Genomic DNA, 20,352 nt, shown 5'->3' with positions numbered 1-20,352 from the left:
TAATATCAATGAAATGTTCATTATCTATGATAGAACAACCTTATTATTCATAAGTTTTATTTAAACACACTCATCAAAAAGTGTGACTTATAGACAATATTATTATGTTAAAATTAGGTGAATTATTAATTGATTAACAAATTATTTTTTATAAGGTTTTAAACTGCTCATTGGAATAGTCGTTAAAAATGACATTTCAGCATCATTTACTGGCCCATGATTCAGAGCAATGACTGTTGCATCTTCCAAATTTTGCGTATCAAGAAGAATAGAGGGTTTCATATTGCCCGTTCTTCCATTTGGCAATGGAACCAATTTTCCTTTATCAACCCCGAACTCATAGAGTTCCATTGATATTTCATAAAGTGGCGCTCCTGAACTTTGTCCACCGGCTTCAGTATTGACTGCGGTAGAAACCCAAACCGTCGAGCGATCTTTGGTATATTTTATAAAGGTGGAAAGATCACTCAACTTAGGTGTTCCCGCTTTCTTCCATTTATTAATTTCATCGATAATATGTTTAGGCAAACTTTCTACATTGTCACTACCCAAGAATACGCTAGCAAATTTTCTCGCTTTTTCACTATCAAGATGTACCCAAGCCTTAAATCCTTCTGGGCTACTTTTTTGTAACTCTGCAAAACTCCGGTTATCTGCACGATATAGTGTAAATGGTTTTTTTACACCGTTTGCGGGCACTGGGGTTGATGTTGGTATCGCTTTTGGTGTTTGTGTATTACTGACAGATGTTTTGGTCGTCGTGCTGGCGGGGATGTTCACCTCAGAGGCTACAGGTGTTTTTGTCGCCTGTTGAAAGGGTACTGTTCTCAAAGGACGTGAGGCAATACGTGGACGCACAGTTTGCGTGTCAGTCTGCTGAAAGTTTTTCCTCAGCTCCGCTATTTTTGATGTTATGACATTCTCACCATTGACAGTGTCTTGGCCAGGACGGGGAGATTGATTTTTCTTTTCTTCTTTCTGTTTTAAACTATACATAATAATACTCCGATTTAAATAAACGGTTCTTTAAAGATTTATCAAAATAAAAATAAATTTCGAAATTTCATTAATATCTGTCAGATAATTCTATTGGGTAATATAGTTATGTCGGGTCATATTTGAGTTTTTGTCACTTGTTCTACCGTAGAAGAAATATCGCTCACTGGAGTCACATTATCTCGCTCATCGGTGAGGCTAATCGGTATTGTCACTGAATAATTCAGGGAAAGCCGCGGACGATTCCCCAGTGACTGCCAAAAATTGCCTAAGCTGTTTAAACTTTCTTTCGGCGGTACAACCTGAGTGTAAGCGCCAGGAATACCCGCCAATTGGCGGTTATTAATTAATGCATTTAAAACTTGTGACATAACTTGTGTTGCCTGATTGTCAGGTTGGCTCTCAGAATGGTTAGGGTCCGTTGCAGGTTGGGTCGATTCCCAATAGGTAATCAGGTAATTACATTTAATATTGACCCAACCCGGCAATAACCTCCCTGACTCGGCATTAAACACCCTGGATTCTGCTGAGCGAAGTTGTAGATCTTCATGGATATCATAAAGAAAAACACTCACCATCGCATCAGACTGCAAGGTATCCAGTTCAGGCAGATCAAAACGGATCGCAACTTCTTTATCCAGATATTTTTTCAGAATTGCCTTCATTGCCTTATTGACATCGATAATGGTTTGCGTTTTTAACATAAAAATTTTTCCTCAATTTATTATTGTGATAACTATTCAGCCATCAATGTATTTCATTTTTAGCTATTTTTATTTCTATGATTTTTGGAAATTCAATCGCCCCACTTTGGCTAATTCGCGTGATAATGCGATTTCAATATTTTTATTATTGACTTCGTTATGGTTATTCTCTGCGGCAAAAAGTGAAGACAATAAAGCAATATTGCGAATATTCGCCCCTGTTACACTTGTTTTTTGCGCTAATTTATCGAAATCCACATCTTGGGCGACTTTTATATTTTCAGGCCAAATTGTCTGCCACATTTTCTTACGGATAGTTTCATCCGGGTAAGTAAAGCGGGTAATAAAAGTAAAACGTCGATTAAAAGCATTATCTAAATGATTGCGGTTATTCGTCGATAAAATTACTAAGCCCGGAAAATGTTCCATACGTTGCAGTAAATAAGAGACTTCAATATTCGCATGTCGGTCTTGTGCATCTTTAGTTTCGCTGCGCTTGCCAAACAGAGCATCTGCCTCATCAAAAAATAAAATACCGGTATCGTGTTCTGCCAAATCGAAAATACGAGATAGATTTTTCTCTGTTTCACCAATATATTTATTTACGACGGTAGATAAATCCACTTTGATTAAGTCAACACCAATGTCATTGGCAATCACTTCTGCCGCCATCGTTTTCCCTGTACCGGAATCACCATAAAACAGGGCACTGATACCGGTGCCATAACCAACCTTATCTTTAAAACCACCCGCCAGAACTTTTTCCCGATGCTTAATTGCCGTCAGTATTTCTTGTATCTGTTGAGCAATGTCGTCGGAGACTAACAAGTCTTTTAATGAACGTTTAGGGATAATGCGCTGCGCTAATTGGCCGAAATTCTGTTGAGCGCGTAAATTGAGTGCCTTGCGAATATCACATTGCTGCAAGATACCTGAAGGATCTCGCTGTTGTTGGTAAAGTTTCGCCTCTTGTAAAATGAATGGCAGGGTTACGGGATTAAATGCGTAACGTTGGCTTAAGGTTATTGCGTCAATATCATTTGCACAGTGATTGGGTAAATGAGCCGTCAATAATCTCGCTTTTTCCACCGAAGTGAAAACGGGCATTTCAATCAGCAATGTCGATATCTTTTTCAACCACACTAGCGGTGAATACGGTTCGACCAAGCAGATCACTCTTAATTTAGGCTGGCTTAACAAGGCTGACAGAGGCTCCAGCAAGTGTTTATTCTGTTCTGCAAATAAGCAAAAGTTTCGTAGCAATAAGCAGGCACCACGCATACGAATTTCCCGCAAAATGGCTTTTATATGGCAAAGCAGGGCGTTGCCATCGTTATCCGTCAATCTGGCGATATCCACAAGCAGCGTTTGCCGCTGTTCCGATGCCATCATATTAGCAACGGCATGGGATCTGGCACTATCAGCCATGCCCCGCAGTAAAATAACGGGCCGGCTATCATCATGATCAGATAACAGTACATTAGCCAATGCTTGTTTTAAGCCTGCTGGATAATTGCTGATTTCTGTGGGGGTTATCCACGCAACATAATGTTCCAGAGCAGGTGCAATATAGTGATGCCCAAGTAAAAAATGATAGACGCCGCTGTCTGTGATAAAGGGTGTCTGGAGCCAGGATAATGTTTTTTGACGGCTATCAATAGATAACAGTTGGCAGCCAATCAGGGGAGCCTGGTGTAAAAAACTGGCCTGCTGTGCCTGTTTTTCCAGCATTGATTGGCAAAACAGTTCCAAAGCCAACGCAAAAGTGGGCAGCCGGGATTGTGATTCTCCCTGAACCAGCGCAAACAGGTGATAATAGCGGTTATCGAAATGGGGCAGTAAACCTAACAACAAAACATCTCTTTCAAAATCAGTCAGTTCAAAATGTGTCATCAGGTCAGTTAATCGGGAGGCGACAGGAGTGATGGTGTGCGGTATTGTCAGGCAATCATTGGTGAGCCAGTGCGGTTTACCCAGTGGGTTATCCAGCCTGTTTATCACATCTTCTTCGCTTAACAGAAACTCATCAAGGAGGTCACCTTTCTGGCCTGATATGCAATGGAAATGGTATTGAAGAATAAGATCGATACGTTCCAGTTGGCTATATAAGAATGCTAAATGAGGGTCATTATGTTGTTGAAATAAATCAGGGAAAACAGGCGCTGTATTCATAAATTTTTGCTCAGACTAATTGGCGGTATTTGATGGTGATAACCACGTTATGGTGATAGGGTGTTGCAACCAACTAAAGCTCGCTATATTCATTGGCCACGGCCATTCGCTTATCAGTGCATCATAAACTTCGGGTTTAATATGGATATTCGTCATACCGTTTAATTCACTTAATTCCCCGCAACGTTGCAGAAATAAATGCCGCACATCACTTGCGCCCATTTTTTTCCAGGCCGGAAGTTGCACGATGGTTTTTTCCAGCCATTGATTGATGGCAATTTGTTGTTCTGGTTTTGGGGTATGCCATAGCGCGTTATCATGAATGGGTAATCCACAAAGCACCTTATTGAGCGTCAACCGCCATGCGGGTATTTCCTCTTCCGCCCAAATCAGCCAGTCAAGTAAACAGACGGCCTCTCTTTGTGCTTCAAGACTGATAAATTGATTCTTTTCCAGTAAACCAAAGGCACGGAAAAATGCGGGCAATAACGGCCATAAAATTATGCAACCGGCGTTGCTGATAGGTAAAACGGATTGTGCCAATGACGTTTGAATTCTATTACTCGGTTGCGTGGAAGGTATTTGCGCTGATAAAACCGATTTTAGTGGTTCCCTGTGTTGCCCTCTATTTTGTAAAGTTGGATGACTTTGTTTTACCGTCTCCTTTATCAGACCATAATGCTGTTGTGTGGCTGCTGGCTGATGGTGTGTTTGCCTGTGCTGGAGTGCAAATGGGGGTATTGCATCTACCTGTATATCGGCTTTATTGTGAGTTTGTTTTAATAGATTGCTCTCATTCTGGGTAACATTTACCGTGGGTGTTTGCTTGATTTTAGTTTGTAATGTAATTGCTTGTTGTGTGGCATGGGGATATTTCTTCTGATGTTGCAGATAATATTCCGCCGCTAAACTCAATTTTTCTGGTGTCACTTTTTTATCTGTAATTACCTGCGCTTGCGAATTAATAAATTCAGAGGTTGTTGTTTCAGTGAATAACTGACAAAGCATAGCCAGAATGTCTGGCTGGCAGAGTTGAATTAAGCGACTTAGCCCCGCAGGCTGTAAGCAGTGTTTGGCTAACATAGGTAGCCATTGTTGTGGCTGGTGGTTAATTTGCTGCCATAATTTTTTATCAATATTCACAATATTTGTGACGTGATGATTGTTGTTATCAGATAACCAGTTTCCATTATGTAAGTAATGATCCACTGCTTTGATTAATGAGAATCTATTTTCTTTTTCTGATTGGTGTGGATATATTCTCTCTTTATTTAAAATATATTGAGAGTAACCATAATAGTTTCTTAAGTGCTTTTTAAATTCTATTTCCAATCTTCTTGTCATTTCTCTTTCAAATAAATCTATTTCAATAATCCCTAAGTCCAAAATCACCCGTTCAAAAGATAATTTACCATTTGCATTCAATGTCAAATTTTTGATATTTCCATTGATAATGTTTTTCAATTTTCTATTAAATAGAGATGAACAATTCTCCATTATGTTATCATCATTAAAATATAACATATCAAGGGAAATAATGATTCTATCAATTAAATTGATACCGCGTTTTTCAGAGTTCACCATAATAGTACTATCAAATTTTATCTTGCCAAACATTAGTCAATGAGCGTTTTTTAAAACGCTCATTGCTATGTTTAATATTAATTATAATTTCATAAAGAAAAAAAACTTATTCCCAATGGAGAAGCCTGAGTCAAAATCATTGGGGTCCCCAACACGAATAGCCTGTTTTAGAAGATTTGGTGTGCCATTATTACCATCACAAAGAGTCCAACCATCTGGTATCCCATCCTGAGGAAACATCGCAATCATGCCTTTTGGCAATACAGCATTAGGATCGATAGCCACACCATCAGCATCTACCTTAATTCCATTGCCTGGTTTTATGGAGATACCATTGCTATCAACAACCAAGCCTTTATTATCAGCTAGTTTCACTGCAACACTATCACCATCTATCCTAAGACCATTTCCTGGATTAACACCTATTTCATTTGATTCTTTATAAGTTATCAAACCATTGCCTATACCTACAGCCAATACATCATTACGCAATATTAAAGGGCTATAAAATCTATCGGCATAATTCTTATTTAATTTTAACTGTAATGCACCATCTGAACTAAACTTCATCCCATTACCAGGTTTTATGGCGATACCATTGCTATCAACAACCAGACCTTTATTATCAGCTAGTTTTACTTTAACAAGGTTATACGTAACTGTAATACCATCACCCTCACCAACACGTATGCTATTATCCTCACTTTTATTATACAAACCATAGCCCACTCTGACAGATAAAATATCCTCTTTTAGTGTTAATGGGGTATACCACCCTCGCTCCTCGGAGCTGAGGTGATTGTAGGAGGTGCCCATTTTTAAATTAAGCGTACCGTCATCGCCCAGTTTTAATCCTGTTCCCGGTCCATTTTGGTCTGGAGCCTGACCACAAGCTTTACGCCCAATATCGGCAATATCAATTAATTGATTGAAATCGGTTTGTAAGGGAATACTGCCTTCTTTAAACTTATCTTTTAATTTATCAATATCAGGTCCAACACCTTTTGCGTCAGACAATGTTTGTTGTTCTTGTATTTTTGCAGAATAACGAATTTCTTTCATGGTTAACTCCATAAAATATTTTTAATTTAAAATGTTGGTTAGTCGCTAATTATTTTTTATTCTTTCTCTTTCGGAATATAGAATAATTCGTTTTGTTTTATTCTGTTGGTATTCCATTGTTCACCATTCTTACCAACAACTTCCTCTCTCTGATGTGGTGTGGCAATACGCATTGACCCAATTCCTTTGAAAGCGGAAGGTAATTTACCCAGTGTCAAACTTTCCAGAATCGAATAAGCGGCATCCCCTAATGGTGCGCCATTATTTTGCCAACGTTGATACGTATTGCCGAAGTTTAAAAATGGCTCCCGATCCATCCAGTGAATAATCATGGAAATATGGGCAGGGAATTCGGTGAGAATAGTTTCCTTAACCCACTCTTCCAATTGATATGGATCAACTTTGAGCTCACGTGATTTAATTAAATCACTATTTACCACAACGCTAATCACAAATGAGAAACGATCCGTATTTTCATATTCTTTACCCGAAAAATGCCAACTGTACCGCCAGGCTTCTTCTGCGGCAGGGAATGCCAATGTAGAATGTTTCTGACGCTCAATAACCAAAGTTCCCTTGATACGATCAAAGCTGATAACTTTTGCATACAATTTTTCTGATTCGTCAGAAGATTCTTGCTCCAAACCCACTCCCCCCAACTGTTTGGTCAGGGTAATTTCATTACCTACAGCAATCAAAGCCGGGAAAGGGGTTTGTGCTGTGCGGGTCAGGCGCCGCTGGTTTTCAGGCAATGAGGATTGATCACTATCATAGGCCAGCCGATAGTTCATATCTTCCATCCATACCGGGCTATTTTGCCAGACGAGTTTTCCCCCTTTGGCGGCGGTCATTACTCGTTCCAGATTGTATTCCAGTTGAGTACTGTTGCCCACGTCCAGCCAAAACTGCCCCCCTTCGGTTTTGGTGATCATTTGACCACGCACGGTAAATCGGTTTTCGTTCTGTGCGCCTTCATAGAGAATTAAATCAATTACCTGTCCCTGTATCAGTTTTCCATCAACACCGGCTTGCTTAATCACCAGATAATGTTGATCAGTTTGATTGTCCCTTTCTTCTGGCACCGAATCCGGCTTCTGCTCTTCATCAAACTGGCTGTTGGGTTTGACTGGCAGCAATGCCCGATGTTCTACCAGATAAAAAGGCAGTTTGCTCAGGTCAGGCTTTGGTTTAAATAATTCACCCCCTAACCCCATACGGGCAGCAATGCGCTTTTGTAGTGACGAAACTTGATCAATCCGAATATTGGCTCGGTGATAAGTTAATGTCGGTTGTTGAGCCAGATAGCCTTGTTGCACGGCACGAAAATCACTGATGTTGGTGGTAAAGGTACGTGGTGCTCGCTGAGTGCCAAAGTATCCGAGCAGATAATTGACAATATCCAATTCGTGATCGTTGTCGTGTGCAATCCCTTTTAGTACTTTCTTTAATTCGTGAGCGTAATTTTGATGAGCATCATCATTGACAGAGCCTGGCTTAAATGGCCATTGATCGCCCCAAACTTGGTATCCTTCACGCTTAAAAGCCAATAATTTTGGCAACATGGCAATTTGCTGACAGCCGCAAGCCAGCAATTGTTCAAAGGGCAGCATAAATTGATGAAGTGACAACAGGCGTTGGGCGTGCTCACTTTCGGATAAGGGTTGTTGTAACTCATAGCAGGCAGGCAACGTATCGCTGACGGGATAATAGCGCCCCACATCGCGAGGCCGGCCATAAGGTAATAGCACGGGTTTATTCTGAATCAAGAGGGGATTGGGTAAACTGCTCTGAATTTGTTGTTTACTCACCGTAACGCTGATCCCGCCTTTGGCAATCACCCTCAGTGGGCCATCATGTTGCGCCAATTGATGAATCGGATCTTTACCCCACAAACGAGGATAGTAGCCTTCTTTTATTGACCATGACCAGCTATCCCCTTTAATCGGTTCAATCAGGGTCTTATCAAAATTTTCATTCAGTCTAAGGCGATTGACATTCTGAATCCCCTTAATCTCAAGCAGTTTATTAACCAGCCGGCTAAGATTGAGCGTGAGCCGCTTGGTATAATCACGGGCTGCCGGCAATTCAGGTATCCAGCCGTGTTCTAATCGTGGCCCTTCAAAGATTTCATCATTACTCATTCCCGCATCTTGTAATGTTTCGGTACTGAAACGCTGTGCCTCAGGCATCAGATACTGTTCTGCGGTAGTATAGACGGCAGCAAAAATAACTGGGATATCTTGTACCTTTACATCATCATCCAGTTCAATATCCAGTAATAGCGGAAAATCAACCGGATTTGTCCAGATAATCTGACTAACCCATTCACCAATATTGCGGTTCTTGGTCAAAAAATCGGTTAATTGTTGGGTGGCAGTCGCCAAATTCTCCTGACTATAGCGGGTCGGTTCCAGATAGAGCCAGTAATTTCCCCGCAACGTAAATTTTTTCGCCTCCTTACGCTCGACAAAGCTATATTCCCTTTTGCTGGCATCATACCAATAGGTATAACGTTGCGTTGTCGGTTCGCGGACTAATTGCACGTTACGGAACAGAAAATCCCCTTCCTGTTGTGATTTTGTCCAGTCACGGCTATGCAGATCCAGCAACGCCTTGCGGTAATCATCAGTGGTGATTGGCCCGCAAGTCAGTGTATTGTGCGGGCCAAATTCAGCGGGAAAAATCCCGTCTTGCTGTTTCTGCTCATTGAGGAGCGGGGTCAATAAGTCTGTTAAGGGAAGAGTATGGCGGTAAGACAAATCTGACACACCGTAGCTAAGCCCTTCCAAAAAAGTAACGCCGGGATCGTGTTCCGCCGTATCACTCCACAGTTTTCCGGCCTGTTGCTCAACCACCTGATGAGCCTGTTCCAGCAAGGTATCAAAGTGAATAGCATTTTTCACTTTGTGAAACAGTACATCTTTATCACTCATAGTTAATTTCCTCGGCATTGCAGCTTGTCTTCGGCTTCCCAGACTAAAATCAGCACTTCATTGTCTTTGGCTTCCACGGATGCGGTGATATCACTGTCTTTGGCCGCCTCTGACCGATGCAGCGTCAGACAAGTGACTCGCTCAACCAGTGGCTGTTGCTGAATGGTTGCCAGTAACTGGTAATAATTAATGCTGTTATTCAACATAACAGGACGTCGCTCATCGACACTCCAGGGCATATATATCTCACGGAGTTGCTGTCGTAGCTGGCGATAGCCAAAATCTTCGTTAACGTCTGGTTTAAAAATCACCTGATAATTGATTTTTACATCAATGTATTGAGGATTGCTGATCTCAATCTCAGCCCAGGGAGAGCCTTTTTGCTGTAACCATTCGGCCATTCCTTGCAGACGTGCCGGGTTTAGCACCGGACGCAAAGGGTCATCACTGTCGTTATATCGATTGGCCGGAATAATCGTCAGTTGCTGTTTTTCCAGAGCGGGGACTCGCGTGAGTTCATCATGGCCGGGATACTTAACATCAAAGATACTGACATAATGCTCTTTTAACAGTGTCGCCATATTGCCCCAAGTTAAAGCCCGGTTACGATGGGACAAGTGTTGAGCTCCCCGTGCAAAAAAGGCACTGTTGGATTCTGGTACACGTCCGTTCCATGATGCCCAGGGCTGATTAATCGACGCCACCACCATAATGGGTTCAACGGGACGCTGAATGGTGTCTGCCGGTAATGGCGTTAAGAAATGGCTGTTGCTGATGCTATCGGCATTCGTCAATGTCGCTGTCATGGCGTTATAGATCAGGCCACATAACCAGGGCGTCTTCCCCCATGAACCTTCATGTGTGGGGATAACCATGACGGCCTTTAACCAATAGCGCCCGGTTGGCATTCGGGAGGCTTGAACGGAAGCATCCACAGGTAATACAACTTGCCAGATGCCATCTTGATACAGGGACTTGGTTTCATCTTTAACCCACGCATCTAATGCAACCCATTGATTCTTATTATTCAGGTAATACCAGAAAACATTTTCGGGTTGCTGTGGCGATTTTAATTTCCAATACAGCGATAAGGTTTGTCCCGGTTTGATGTCAGTGACACCAAGATATAACGCGGGGTTCTCTTCCAATGGTTCAATTTCAGGGCCATAACCAAAGGGAGTTAGATGGTATGTCTTGAACGAGGTTTTACCGACATCTTTATCTTGCACCTTGAGAGCTGTCACCGCAGGCAGTGGTTGGCTGTCTTTGCCCTGTAGCTTGAGTACTGGCTCACTGAAAATAAAATTATCCAGACCCTCTGGCGCACTGGTTGCTGGCTCTTTATCTGAAAGCGTTAGTGTAACCTCTTTCCCCTTTCCCTCAGCAGTCAAGATTAGCCACTGGTTTCCACTACTGATTTGTGCCACCAGATTTTGGCTATTAATATCTTTATCAAAGGTAACCGTTATCTTTCTTTTTCCTTCTTCCATCACCAGTTGTGCAGAAGTCACTAATACGCCACCTAATACAGATTTATCCGTATCCGTTTCACTGAATAACCGAATCCCATCAGATGGCAATGATAACTGTGCTTGTGAATCCCAGGGTGTCGCAGTAATCCAATGCTGTTTATCTTTATTGCGTAGCCAGTACAGGTCACTGATATAGCCACGGTTTGCCAGTAAACTGGCATCCAACGCATATTGCAGGGCATTGCCTTGTTCATCCTGTCCTGCTTCAAATAAGGTGCCTTTAGTGAGTAGCTGTTCTGTGACTGTGGTATTCAGTTCTACAGATAAGGCAACTTGATCCGGTTGTGCCGGACGAGGAGATAACCCTAAAAGTTCCCGGTAATAGAGATTGCGATGCGCCGCCGGTAAGGTATTCAATAAGGATATTGGGGTTTCCAGTAATCGTAATACCGCTAACAGAAAAGCTTGATGAGGTAATAATTCCCCATTGGCTTCGATTTTTCCCTGATATAATTCGGCAAGTTTCTCCGGCGTATTATTCTCCATAAAGAAAAAATCATTCCAATGCTTATCAGTTTGATTAAAGGGAATTGTTTTAGTGTACTCCTCAATATATTGGAGTAATTGCAAGCTGGTTCGATTATCTAATTTAAAATCGCTCATCGGCACCAAGTCTGACAATTGTTTATTTAACTCAGTTAATTCCATAATATCACCTGTATGGCACAGCGATTCCTCTGTGAATAAATGCTTATTCACACCATTTAATTTCTATTTAATTCAGCCAATGCCTTAATTGACGGTGGCAAAGTTTTGTTGCGTGATAAAACTGCCTTTGCCTGATGTGGGGCTTAGGTAACTTGGATCAGGTTGAGGTGGATTTACATTATTATTTATGGCGGGTGATTGAGGCGTAAACATGGCCGTAAATTTTTGTCCTTTGATAATTAAGGCGGCTCCACTGGTACAGTGAAGAGCTTGCTGACTACTGTCTAACGCTGTGATAGTAATGGTGCCAGCTCCCGGTGTCATATGGGTTGTTGTGGTATAAGTTGCAGAAACAGTAACCCGTTTCTCATCCCCCAAAATGCAAACTTTTTTGCTGTTTACCTGTGCATGACCTGTTCCATTGATTTTAATCAAACCAGGAATGTTCACCTTTCGATTCCCAAATTGGGGCTCAAACTGTAACGTGTCACCGTCAACTACAATAGGTTCACTCATACCCCCTCCATTCCCCGGCCTTCACTCAGCGGCAGTGTTCCTTGAATTTGCTGATTGATATCGCTGCCCCGCAGGCGATACATAACTTGAATTTGTAAGGTACTCTTATTCTTTGGTGACTGACGAACCTGAATATCGGTAATATCTGCCCGTGATTCATAACGTAATACACTGTCATGAATATGGGACTCAATTTCAGCAAACAGTTCGTTACGGATATTTTCAAACACAAAATCATTTAATCCGCAGCCATAATTTTCACGCATCAAGCGTTCCCCCGGCTCAGTTTTGAACAGAATATGCAAACTTTGGCGCACATCTGCTGCTCCTTCCGCCATTTCCACTCCCTTTTCAAGGGAAAAAGCGGGAGGAAAAGCCCAACCACGACCATAGAGTTGTGTCAATATTTGGTTTTCCATTGTTCACCTTTCACTGGGTAAGATTAATTTTGCCACCCTTGATCTCAACACTGTTTTTGCCAGACAGATTGAGCGATTTATCCATTTGGGCATTCATGGTTTGTGCTTTCAGTGTTAATTCTTTTTTCGTTGACAGAGAAATATCTTTATCCTGCTGGAGTGCTATTTGATTTTCTCCCGCATTTATTTGGATTATTTTCTTTTTGCTATTAATCATGATTTGTTGTTGAGTTTCTCCTTTTTTCACCACCAGCATTTTTTCTTGATTATCTTGGGTAGGCTCTAAAGGTGCTTTATTTTTCGGGTTGTGCATTGCCCCTAAAATGACCGGATAACGTGGATCATTTTCAAAAAAGCCGACAATCACTTCATCCCCTGGTTCCGGGTAGAAACAAAAACCGCTTTCGTGGCTGGCGTAAGGTTTCCCCAATCGGGCCCATAAGAAGTCATTCGGACGATTCAATACCGGCAGAATAATCGGAATGCGGTTCAGGGCGGCTTTGTCTTGCTGATACTTTGCGACTATCGCAATATGTAATTCAGTGGCATCGGGCAACATCGGCAGATATTCCTGTTGTAAGCCAATGCTCAACGTCGTTTCCCAATCAATTCGTCGATTAAAACGATGGCGTACCGCAGTAATGCTTGCCGTTCCATCCAATTGTGCACCGAATCCGGTCAATTGAATGTTGTCCCCTAACTGATAACGTCCATGACCTTTAAGCAAGAATTCGCCTGTAACACCAGAGATACGCTGATTCAACAATAGCCCCTGTGCCAAATAGCCACTTTCCTGAGTCGTTAACGGGCTGCTGTAGCGAATGTCCCAACTTGCTTTATTTAAAGAGGCCAGCCTGTCAGGGGAGAGGGCTGCTTTGCCCATGGCAATACTGCCGTGGCGACCACCCGATAATTCCTGTTGTTTACTGATATCCCAACCACTGACTTCCAGCGAAGCAGGATTAAGATGGTTATCAAACTGCCAACTGGCATCTTTGACGATGATATCTTTTTTCTCATCCCCACGGCTTTTCAGGGTATGAATTGGGTTAGATTTCAGGGAGTCAGGCTCGATAAGCTGAACGCCTTCTGTCGTTGGCAACAACCACACACCGGTTGCCGATAGACGACACAACAGAAAACGCCAGTCTGAACAACGAAATTGCACCATTTGCTCATGTTTTTGATCTAATGCAGCAATCCGTCCAAAATGGGCTTTGATACCCGCCTGATTCAACAAGGTGTTCAGAATGGTTTTTTCGTTACTGGCCTTAAACAGTTGTGAGTGCTGAGTATCAACCATCAGTTGCAACCGATGTCTGACGACCAAAGTAAGCAATAATTGCTTATTTTTTATCTTCAACGTGTTACGGGTAATCAGGCCATTGAACAGTACCGATTTCCTGCCACCATCAATCATTTCCAGCCGCAGGCTTTTCCCTACCTGACAATGCGCCAGTTCTGCTTGTACATCTGCCTGGCTGAAAGCGGAAAGCGGTCTGTCCGGTAAGCTGAGTTTCAGCGTTGCACAAGGGATGCTGTTAACGCGGTAGCAGGTATCTGCATCAACGGCGGCCAACAGTGACAGTGTCTTGCCATCTGCAATGATTTTCAGTTGATGGCTCATCAGGCGTCTCCTCTGGTGGCCTGCAATATTTCACCTGGTACAAATCCGTTAAGATTATCCAGACCGTTTTGCCAGGCCAGCGTCAGGTAATCGACACCACCAGACAACGTTGAGGCTGTGCTGGCCGCCATCAGAGACAGTGAAACACCATCCTGTACCCGTAAGGCGATTTTCGCCGGTGATTTCAGGTTTTGTTCTGTCTCCTGTAAGACCAGACTTTCATCCGCCACCAATGTCAGGCTGACCCGTGCCCGCAAAGGGGTAGCATCACGATCAAACAAGGTGTAATTGACCGATAAGCCTTTCGCTCTGCCGGCAAAATAGCCGCGGTTTTCCCAACGCATTTTTCCCCATTTAATTTGCAGGAATCGCGTTTCATTACTGGTGGCATCTACGCTGCACAATTGCTTAAGCTGCATTAACTGAGCTTCAACGGGAGTTTTGTTGCCCGGCATCGTGGCGTCAAAGATCAGTTCAAGGGATAACCCCGCGGGCTTGGCCTGTACATAAATGCTGCTCTGTTTTTCGCTATTAATCGCCTGAGATTGTTGGTAATCCGTTTGATAATCCAGTTGCAGGGAATCGGGGTTATATAGGGACTGAAGGGTGCCTGCCCGTATTTTTCCTTCTCTGTCTTTATAAGCGTTAATGGTCAGCTTCGCTAAACCACGTTCTATTAAACTCATGGACGCCACCCTTCCTCATCGCGTAATGCCGCTAACACTTCGCGTTTAATTTTTTCAACCCAAATGGCTTCATCCAGACTTTCCTGAATCAAAGAATGGCCTTGTTGAGCGGATTCAGTCGTTTGTGTTGGTGCGGATGAAACTACTTTTGCCTGAATAATTAATTCTCTGATTTCTACTGTCATACTTTGACTCCCAACCAGCACATATCCTGATAGCGCAGTTCAAGGGTATTCACCAAGATGGCGTTACTGTTCGCATCAAAGTCACTGGTTTGCCAGCGTACCGGTAAGGCATTGCTCAACGTCCAACTGGACAAAGGCAGTGAATTTTCGTTTAACAGCATAATCACCACATCTGCATAGGCGATTTTCTCACCACGCAATACCCGATCAAACATCCAGGTCAAAGGAGAAACCGTCATCACACCACGCTCCAGCGTTAATGTGCCGTGTTGGATCTTCTCGGCCAGATAGTTATTGCGGGCGTTTTCGCCGCCTTGACTGTGTTGAGTGACTTGAAGTTCACGACTCAGGCCGGAAATACGTTGAAAACGGATATCCAGCGGATCAGGAATGCCATTAAAAATAAAACTCGCCATAAAGCGGTGGGATACCACAGGGGTGTAATAATCGTTCATTGTGCTCTTTCCTTCTTAAGACAAAAGCGCTCCCGTTTGGGTATCAAATACCAAACTGATTTCGATAAATTCAGCGGGAGACAAGGCAGCCAAAGCGACTTTCATGATCATTTTCCCGGCACGGATATCCTCTTCAGTCATCGTTTCATTTACGCCTAACAGCACAGTAAATGCCTCATCTTCCCGTGAACCATACAAGCCGCCCTGTAACCACAGTTGCCGTAACCAGTTGTAACTTTGCCCCTTACATTTCATCCACGTCAGTTCGTTATTAGGCTCAAAGAGATACATACGGGCCAATTGCGCCAAATGAACAGTGACATAAGAAACCAGACGTCGTGTTTGCAGGTAACGCCACGGCGAGCTATCTCTGTTTTCCAGTGTGCGGCATCCCCACACACGTATGCCTTTGCCGGGGAAAGTGCGGATCACATTGAGTGAAGCACCATTGGCGTTAAACAGCACACTCCCTTGCAGATAAGACTTAACCGGCCGAATAACCTGAGAGAGGGCTATATTGGCTGGTGCTTTCCACACGCCGACTGCACTATCTGTGTGCTGGATAACTGCCGCAATGGCTGCGGTGGGAGAAAGCACGATATTTTGCAGGCTGGATACATCCTGATAAGTGGTTTCCAGACGAGGCCAATAAGCGGCTCCCCATTGGCGATGCTCTGGTGAAAGACCTTCCAGACATTGCCGGGCCTGTTCAACCTCATCCGGCGCATCCAGCAGCACAAATAGATTGGCGCGGATCTGGCTTAGTTGCAGCAGTGTCATCCAGCTTTCAGACCACAAATCGACCAAAGTGTGTTGGTCATCAATCATACTGTCATTCAATCGGGCAATATCCGGCGCCAAAATCAGGGTAATCTGTGATTCCCCACCGATAGCTTCTGACACCGCATCAGACCTTAATGCTGTTATCAGTACTTCGGCTTCTGCTTGGGTCATGTTTGCTGAGGGCATATTGCCTTGCAGAGGCAAAACAAAAGCCTGTTGCCCGCCATTATCGAAATAGTGTCTGACCGCCCATGCCATCAAATGATGGTCGCCAAATAGCCGACTATATTCCGCCAGATTGTCGATACGAACTGCGGTTTTTGCTTGTTGTGAATTGTGGGCTGTATAGCCGATAAATACCGGCACTGCGCTAGGTATCTCTTGCTGACCTGTGGTGATGATACTTTCTGTTAAAGTTACGCCCGGTTGAATTCTTTCCATCATCATCTCCTTTCATTGGGTGAGATAGGCACTGCTAATACAGTGCCTGGTGTTTAATCTCGGAGATTACTGAGCAACATCCTGCGTAAATTGCAGAACGATAAATTCAGCCGGTCGCACGGCGGCCAGACCGACTTTCATGATCATTTTGCCGTTTTTAATTTCGGTATCAGACATGGTGATACCCTGACCAATATGGACAAAATAAGCCTCTTCCGGTTTATCCCCCATCAAGGCATTTTTTTGCCAGAGGGTATAAAGGTATTGGTCAACGGCAGCTTTGGCACGCATCCAGGTCGGTTGATTATTGGTTTCAAATAATACGGCTCGCAGTGCCTGACGGATATCTCGTTCGACGGAATTGAACAGGCGACGGACAGGAATGTAGCGCCAGTGGGTATCGTTGGTGTCGGTACAAGTACGGGCTCCCCAAACCATTATGCCTCGATCAGTAAATGAACGAATGACATTAATGCCTTTGTTATTCATGCTGCCTTGTCGTTCGTCATCGACTTTATCCGTCAATCCTTTGATACCGGTAAGTGCAACGTTGGCTGGCGCTTTCCAGACACCACGCTGGTTATCTGTTTTGCAATAAATTCCAGCGATAGCGGCACTGGGTGGAATGATAACTGTACGCAGTTTTTCCCGCTTCAATCTGTCATCAATTTCCTGTGCGAGTTCTTTATTTATCTCTTTAAGTTCCTTTAGATTTTTCGGTTTATTCTTGTCTGATGCATCTTTGTATCCACTGATAAGAATCTCTTCCTCGTTGAGGGGAGGGGAAAATTTCAGGTTCGTTTCTAACGCAGGATAATAGATGGCGGCCTTAGTGTTATTTGCCACATCATTTACTGGATTGCCATCATGGCTGTCAGCAATCAGAAAATAGCCGACTTTGTTATCATTCAGCAGCGTGCTGACTGCACGATAGACTTTGCTTTTATAACCCTGATCCTGTTCTGGACAAACCAACAGCGTGATATCCCCTTTTTGTTCTATCACATTAGGAATGGAGTCCAGAGCCAAATCGTCACTGACATTGTTTAGTGGGTAGATATAACAAGCCCCACCCCCATTTTGAAAATAGAGCCTCAAGGCTTCTACGGCTTGAGATAGATTGACTTCCTCAATATTGTGAATCCATTTTTTGGGTTCTTCTTCATCTGCCGAGAGAGTTTGAACTTTGGGAGTTTCCTGGGTTTCAGTCTCAGTCTCTTTATTCTCGATTTTTTCTTTATTGGCCTGTTCTTTTTCTGTTGTGCCTTTTGTTGCACCATCAGAAGAGGCTTCAAGACTAGAACGGATGACAATTTCTGTCACTGACGCCAAAGAAAAAGAGGAAGTAAATTCAAGCCAATTGCTGATACGAATACAGGTTTGGGTTGGCACCGCAGTTTTAGGGGTAAATTTGCCGATAAAAACAGGCACGGCAGTTGGGCTGTTGCTAACAGACAATGCAAGGGATGCATCCTCTTCAATATAAACACCGGGCCCTTTTAAATTAGCTGGCATAATAATTCCTTATCAATCAATATGATTAATGCTGTTCTACATCTTGCGTAAACTGGAGGATGATAAATTCCGCAGGCCGAACAGCAGCCAGACCGATTTTTACTATCATTTGTCCTTGCTGAATCTGTTCTGGTGTCATCGTGATCCCCTTACCAATCTGCACGAAGTAAGCTTCTTCTTCCTTACTGCCAGCCAATCCCCCTTGTTGCCATAAGCCATGAAGATAGTTGCTGATTGCCGCTCTGACACGTTCCCAAGTCGGCTGGTTGTTAGGTTCAAACATGGCGAAGCTCATGGCACGCTTAACATCTCGCTCAACGGTATTAAACAGGCGGCGTACAGGGACATAGCGCCAGTTGTCATCGTCTTGCAATGTTCTTGCTCCCCAGACGGTAGCGCCGGTATTGCTGAAATTTCGAATCATATTGATGGCACGGCCAGAGTTATATGCCCCCTGAACTTCATCCGTGATCAGAAATGCAGGCTCCAGCCCCCCTTTCAATGCGATATTGGCGGGCGCTTTCCAGACTCCGCGAGAGAGATCGACGGAGGCGTAAACTCCGGCTATAACAGCACTTGGTGGAATGTTAGTCTTGGCCCAATCAGCTTTCAGCCACGGGTAGTAAACTGCGGCGAACGCTGTGGCGTCATATTTGTTCTTAACTGTCTCCGCATCCGCGATAGTCAACGCTTCTTCAGGGCCATCAAAAATGGCAAATAACCCTTTCCCCGGTTGGCATAAAGTTGCTGCGGCTGTTTTAATATCTTCACCCGCAGCAACCAGTAAAGTGACATCATCTAAGGTTGGAATCACTTTTTCTAAGCTACTGGTCTTAACGAGATAGCAGTAACCTCCGCCATTGGTAAAATAAGCCCGCAGAGAAACTGACAATGTATCTTTTGCATTAAAATTGTTTGATACCTTATTAAGGTATTCCATCCAGGAATTAATTCGGAATGCAGTGCTTTCGGCAATAATATTATTTTTTTCATTCACTGCAAAAACAGGAACAGCGGTGGCACTATTAGATACAGATAGCGCCAGACTATTTAATTCTTCAATATAAACGCCAGGATAACTGGTATTGGTTGTCATAAGAAATACCTTTATACGAAATGATTAACTCTATCAATGCCTCAAACAGCCTGCATAGTTACGCGATCGGCTGTCAGAGTAATTTCCTGAACAGCGATGTCATTGCTGGTGGCATCAAAGGAAGGAGACGTCAGCGAGGTAGGAAAAGCATTAGCAACATTCCAGGTCATTAATAACTCAGTGCCTGCATCATTGGTTAAGCTAATAGTAATATCTTTTTTCTCAACCTGATTAAGTTGGATAGAATTAATCCAGTCAAATAATTCTGTTTTGCCCGGAAAAACCCCCTTACGCAGAGTAATATGAATAGGTTGACGCTGCCCCGGCATTTTGAACCAATTCCCCACGCCATCACGGTATTCAATGGTTTCATAATTAATATCCAGCCCTGAGACACTGTTAAATGGGATTTTTTCATCGCCAACAGAAACAATGAAACGATAAGAGGGAATTGGATATTCAACTGCAATTTGAGATGCGCTTATAGACATAATAGCCTCTTTTAAAAAAATGGTATGGTGAATTTCTTTGAAATAGGATGTAAAACTATATATTTGGAGAAAGCTACCGCCACAAAATGACAGTGAATATCATTCTAAAAATTTTTTGTGGCCATATCATGCTTACATTGATATTTACAATCGATACCTAAATCGATATTTATATCAATGCTCATCGTGCCGAAAAATCTATAATGAGTACATTGCCAATAATGCAATTTGCTTTTTATGCAATTTAATTCCTGTGATAAAAATATTTTTGTTAATTGTTACTTTATAATGTTTAATATATGTTAAAAAATAATTCAATAAATAAAATATAAGATATTAAAAATGAAAATAGAGTTAAGTGAAAAGCTGCTATTAGGGTTATTAGGAAAGAGGTTATATGAAATGGAAAATACAGATGTGATTTCAAAAGCTGGGCCTGAATTGATATCTGCTCAAAGAACTATTATCTCAATAATAGTTCCTTAAGCAGAACTGCATAAATAAAAT

General features: G+C 42.8%; 18 protein-coding genes. 1 reads left to right on the top strand and 17 read right to left on the bottom strand.

Annotation, left to right across the window (positions count from 1 at the left end; genetic code table 11):
• Positions 1–141: 141 nt before the first annotated feature.
• From ABLA85_RS02970 to ABLA85_RS02890, 17 genes are all read right to left on the bottom strand, one after another.
• A complete protein-coding gene (locus ABLA85_RS02970; RefSeq protein WP_367961199.1) occupies positions 142–996 on the bottom strand; it encodes a hypothetical protein in 855 nt (284 codons plus the stop codon).
• A 116-nt stretch (positions 997–1,112) separates the two neighbouring features.
• Positions 1,113–1,700, bottom strand: coding sequence for a DUF4255 domain-containing protein (locus ABLA85_RS02965; RefSeq protein WP_367961197.1), 588 nt, complete (start codon positions 1,698–1,700; stop codon positions 1,113–1,115).
• A 75-nt stretch (positions 1,701–1,775) separates the two neighbouring features.
• Positions 1,776–3,872, bottom strand: a complete 2,097-nt coding sequence (locus ABLA85_RS02960; protein WP_367961195.1) for an ATP-binding protein — start codon at positions 3,870–3,872, stop codon at positions 1,776–1,778.
• 15 nt (positions 3,873–3,887) lie between these two features.
• Entirely contained in the window at positions 3,888–5,456 is a 1,569-nt protein-coding gene (locus tag ABLA85_RS02955; protein WP_367961193.1) for a contractile injection system tape measure protein, read from the bottom strand.
• An 81-nt stretch (positions 5,457–5,537) separates the two neighbouring features.
• The gene (locus tag ABLA85_RS02950) at positions 5,538–6,518 is read right to left on the bottom strand and encodes a hypothetical protein (RefSeq protein WP_367961191.1); all 981 of its coding nucleotides are present in this window, start codon (positions 6,516–6,518) and stop codon (positions 5,538–5,540) included.
• 56 nt (positions 6,519–6,574) lie between these two features.
• Complete coding sequence (locus tag ABLA85_RS02945; protein ID WP_367961189.1) at positions 6,575–9,451, bottom strand: hypothetical protein; 2,877 nt, start codon at positions 9,449–9,451, stop codon at positions 6,575–6,577.
• A 2-nt stretch (positions 9,452–9,453) separates the two neighbouring features.
• The gene (locus ABLA85_RS02940) at positions 9,454–11,631 is read right to left on the bottom strand and encodes a hypothetical protein (protein ID WP_367961187.1); all 2,178 of its coding nucleotides are present in this window, start codon (positions 11,629–11,631) and stop codon (positions 9,454–9,456) included.
• 84 nt (positions 11,632–11,715) lie between these two features.
• Positions 11,716–12,147, bottom strand: coding sequence for a hypothetical protein (locus tag ABLA85_RS02935; RefSeq protein ID WP_367961185.1), 432 nt, complete (start codon positions 12,145–12,147; stop codon positions 11,716–11,718).
• A complete protein-coding gene (locus ABLA85_RS02930; protein WP_367961183.1) occupies positions 12,144–12,566 on the bottom strand; it encodes a GPW/gp25 family protein in 423 nt (140 codons plus the stop codon). The genes ABLA85_RS02935 and ABLA85_RS02930 overlap by 4 nt, the downstream gene beginning before the upstream one ends.
• 10 nt (positions 12,567–12,576) lie before the next feature.
• Complete coding sequence (locus tag ABLA85_RS02925; protein WP_367961181.1) at positions 12,577–14,193, bottom strand: phage baseplate assembly protein V; 1,617 nt, start codon at positions 14,191–14,193, stop codon at positions 12,577–12,579.
• On the bottom strand, positions 14,193–14,879 hold the full coding sequence (locus ABLA85_RS02920; RefSeq protein ID WP_367961179.1) for a hypothetical protein: 687 nt from the start codon (positions 14,877–14,879) through the stop codon (positions 14,193–14,195). The genes ABLA85_RS02925 and ABLA85_RS02920 overlap by 1 nt, the downstream gene beginning before the upstream one ends.
• On the bottom strand, positions 14,876–15,064 hold the full coding sequence (locus ABLA85_RS02915; RefSeq protein WP_367961177.1) for a DUF5908 family protein: 189 nt from the start codon (positions 15,062–15,064) through the stop codon (positions 14,876–14,878). Before ABLA85_RS02915 ends, ABLA85_RS02920 begins: the two co-directional genes overlap by 4 nt.
• The gene (locus ABLA85_RS02910) at positions 15,061–15,519 is read right to left on the bottom strand and encodes a phage tail protein (RefSeq protein ID WP_047684491.1); all 459 of its coding nucleotides are present in this window, start codon (positions 15,517–15,519) and stop codon (positions 15,061–15,063) included. Before ABLA85_RS02910 ends, ABLA85_RS02915 begins: the two co-directional genes overlap by 4 nt.
• A 15-nt stretch (positions 15,520–15,534) precedes the next feature.
• Entirely contained in the window at positions 15,535–16,743 is a 1,209-nt protein-coding gene (locus tag ABLA85_RS02905) for a phage tail sheath family protein (protein WP_367961175.1), read from the bottom strand.
• Positions 16,744–16,809: 66 nt separating this feature from the next.
• Positions 16,810–18,258: a phage tail sheath family protein gene (locus ABLA85_RS02900; RefSeq protein WP_367961173.1), complete on the bottom strand. Its 1,449-nt coding sequence runs from the start codon at positions 18,256–18,258 to the stop codon at positions 16,810–16,812.
• A gap of 25 nt (positions 18,259–18,283) precedes the next feature.
• A complete protein-coding gene (locus ABLA85_RS02895; protein ID WP_367961171.1) occupies positions 18,284–19,354 on the bottom strand; it encodes a phage tail sheath family protein in 1,071 nt (356 codons plus the stop codon).
• A gap of 41 nt (positions 19,355–19,395) precedes the next feature.
• Entirely contained in the window at positions 19,396–19,845 is a 450-nt protein-coding gene (locus ABLA85_RS02890; RefSeq protein ID WP_367961170.1) for a phage tail protein, read from the bottom strand.
• 342 nt (positions 19,846–20,187) lie between these two features.
• Between ABLA85_RS02890 and ABLA85_RS02885 the strand changes: the two genes are divergently transcribed.
• Entirely contained in the window at positions 20,188–20,331 is a 144-nt protein-coding gene (locus tag ABLA85_RS02885) for a hypothetical protein (RefSeq protein WP_367961169.1), read from the top strand.
• Positions 20,332–20,352 lie beyond the last annotated feature (21 nt).

It is taken from the genome of Xenorhabdus sp. SGI246 (assembly GCF_040838225.1).
GTDB classification, from domain to species: domain Bacteria; phylum Pseudomonadota; class Gammaproteobacteria; order Enterobacterales; family Enterobacteriaceae; genus Xenorhabdus; species Xenorhabdus indica.
This window is presented reverse-complemented; position numbering and strand designations above follow the sequence as displayed.

Excerpts from the sequence above, each read along its gene's own strand:
- ABLA85_RS02970 (WP_367961199.1), bottom strand. The coding sequence starts at position 996 with ATGTATAGTTTAAAACAGAAAGAAGAAAAGAAAAATCAATCTCCCCGT.
- ABLA85_RS02965 (WP_367961197.1), bottom strand. The coding sequence starts at position 1,700 with ATGTTAAAAACGCAAACCATTATCGATGTCAATAAGGCAATGAAGGCA.
- ABLA85_RS02960 (WP_367961195.1), bottom strand. The coding sequence starts at position 3,872 with ATGAATACAGCGCCTGTTTTCCCTGATTTATTTCAACAACATAATGAC.
- ABLA85_RS02955 (WP_367961193.1), bottom strand. The coding sequence starts at position 5,456 with ATGGTGAACTCTGAAAAACGCGGTATCAATTTAATTGATAGAATCATT.
- ABLA85_RS02950 (WP_367961191.1), bottom strand. The coding sequence starts at position 6,518 with ATGAAAGAAATTCGTTATTCTGCAAAAATACAAGAACAACAAACATTG.
- ABLA85_RS02945 (WP_367961189.1), bottom strand. The coding sequence starts at position 9,451 with ATGAGTGATAAAGATGTACTGTTTCACAAAGTGAAAAATGCTATTCAC.
- ABLA85_RS02940 (WP_367961187.1), bottom strand. The coding sequence starts at position 11,631 with ATGGAATTAACTGAGTTAAATAAACAATTGTCAGACTTGGTGCCGATG.
- ABLA85_RS02935 (WP_367961185.1), bottom strand. The coding sequence starts at position 12,147 with ATGAGTGAACCTATTGTAGTTGACGGTGACACGTTACAGTTTGAGCCC.
- ABLA85_RS02930 (WP_367961183.1), bottom strand. The coding sequence starts at position 12,566 with ATGGAAAACCAAATATTGACACAACTCTATGGTCGTGGTTGGGCTTTT.
- ABLA85_RS02925 (WP_367961181.1), bottom strand. The coding sequence starts at position 14,193 with ATGAGCCATCAACTGAAAATCATTGCAGATGGCAAGACACTGTCACTG.
- ABLA85_RS02920 (WP_367961179.1), bottom strand. The coding sequence starts at position 14,879 with ATGAGTTTAATAGAACGTGGTTTAGCGAAGCTGACCATTAACGCTTAT.
- ABLA85_RS02915 (WP_367961177.1), bottom strand. The coding sequence starts at position 15,064 with ATGACAGTAGAAATCAGAGAATTAATTATTCAGGCAAAAGTAGTTTCA.
- ABLA85_RS02910 (WP_047684491.1), bottom strand. The coding sequence starts at position 15,519 with ATGAACGATTATTACACCCCTGTGGTATCCCACCGCTTTATGGCGAGT.
- ABLA85_RS02905 (WP_367961175.1), bottom strand. The coding sequence starts at position 16,743 with ATGGAAAGAATTCAACCGGGCGTAACTTTAACAGAAAGTATCATCACC.
- ABLA85_RS02900 (WP_367961173.1), bottom strand. The coding sequence starts at position 18,258 with ATGCCAGCTAATTTAAAAGGGCCCGGTGTTTATATTGAAGAGGATGCA.
- ABLA85_RS02895 (WP_367961171.1), bottom strand. The coding sequence starts at position 19,354 with ATGACAACCAATACCAGTTATCCTGGCGTTTATATTGAAGAATTAAAT.
- ABLA85_RS02890 (WP_367961170.1), bottom strand. The coding sequence starts at position 19,845 with ATGTCTATAAGCGCATCTCAAATTGCAGTTGAATATCCAATTCCCTCT.
- ABLA85_RS02885 (WP_367961169.1), top strand. The coding sequence starts at position 20,188 with ATGAAAATAGAGTTAAGTGAAAAGCTGCTATTAGGGTTATTAGGAAAG.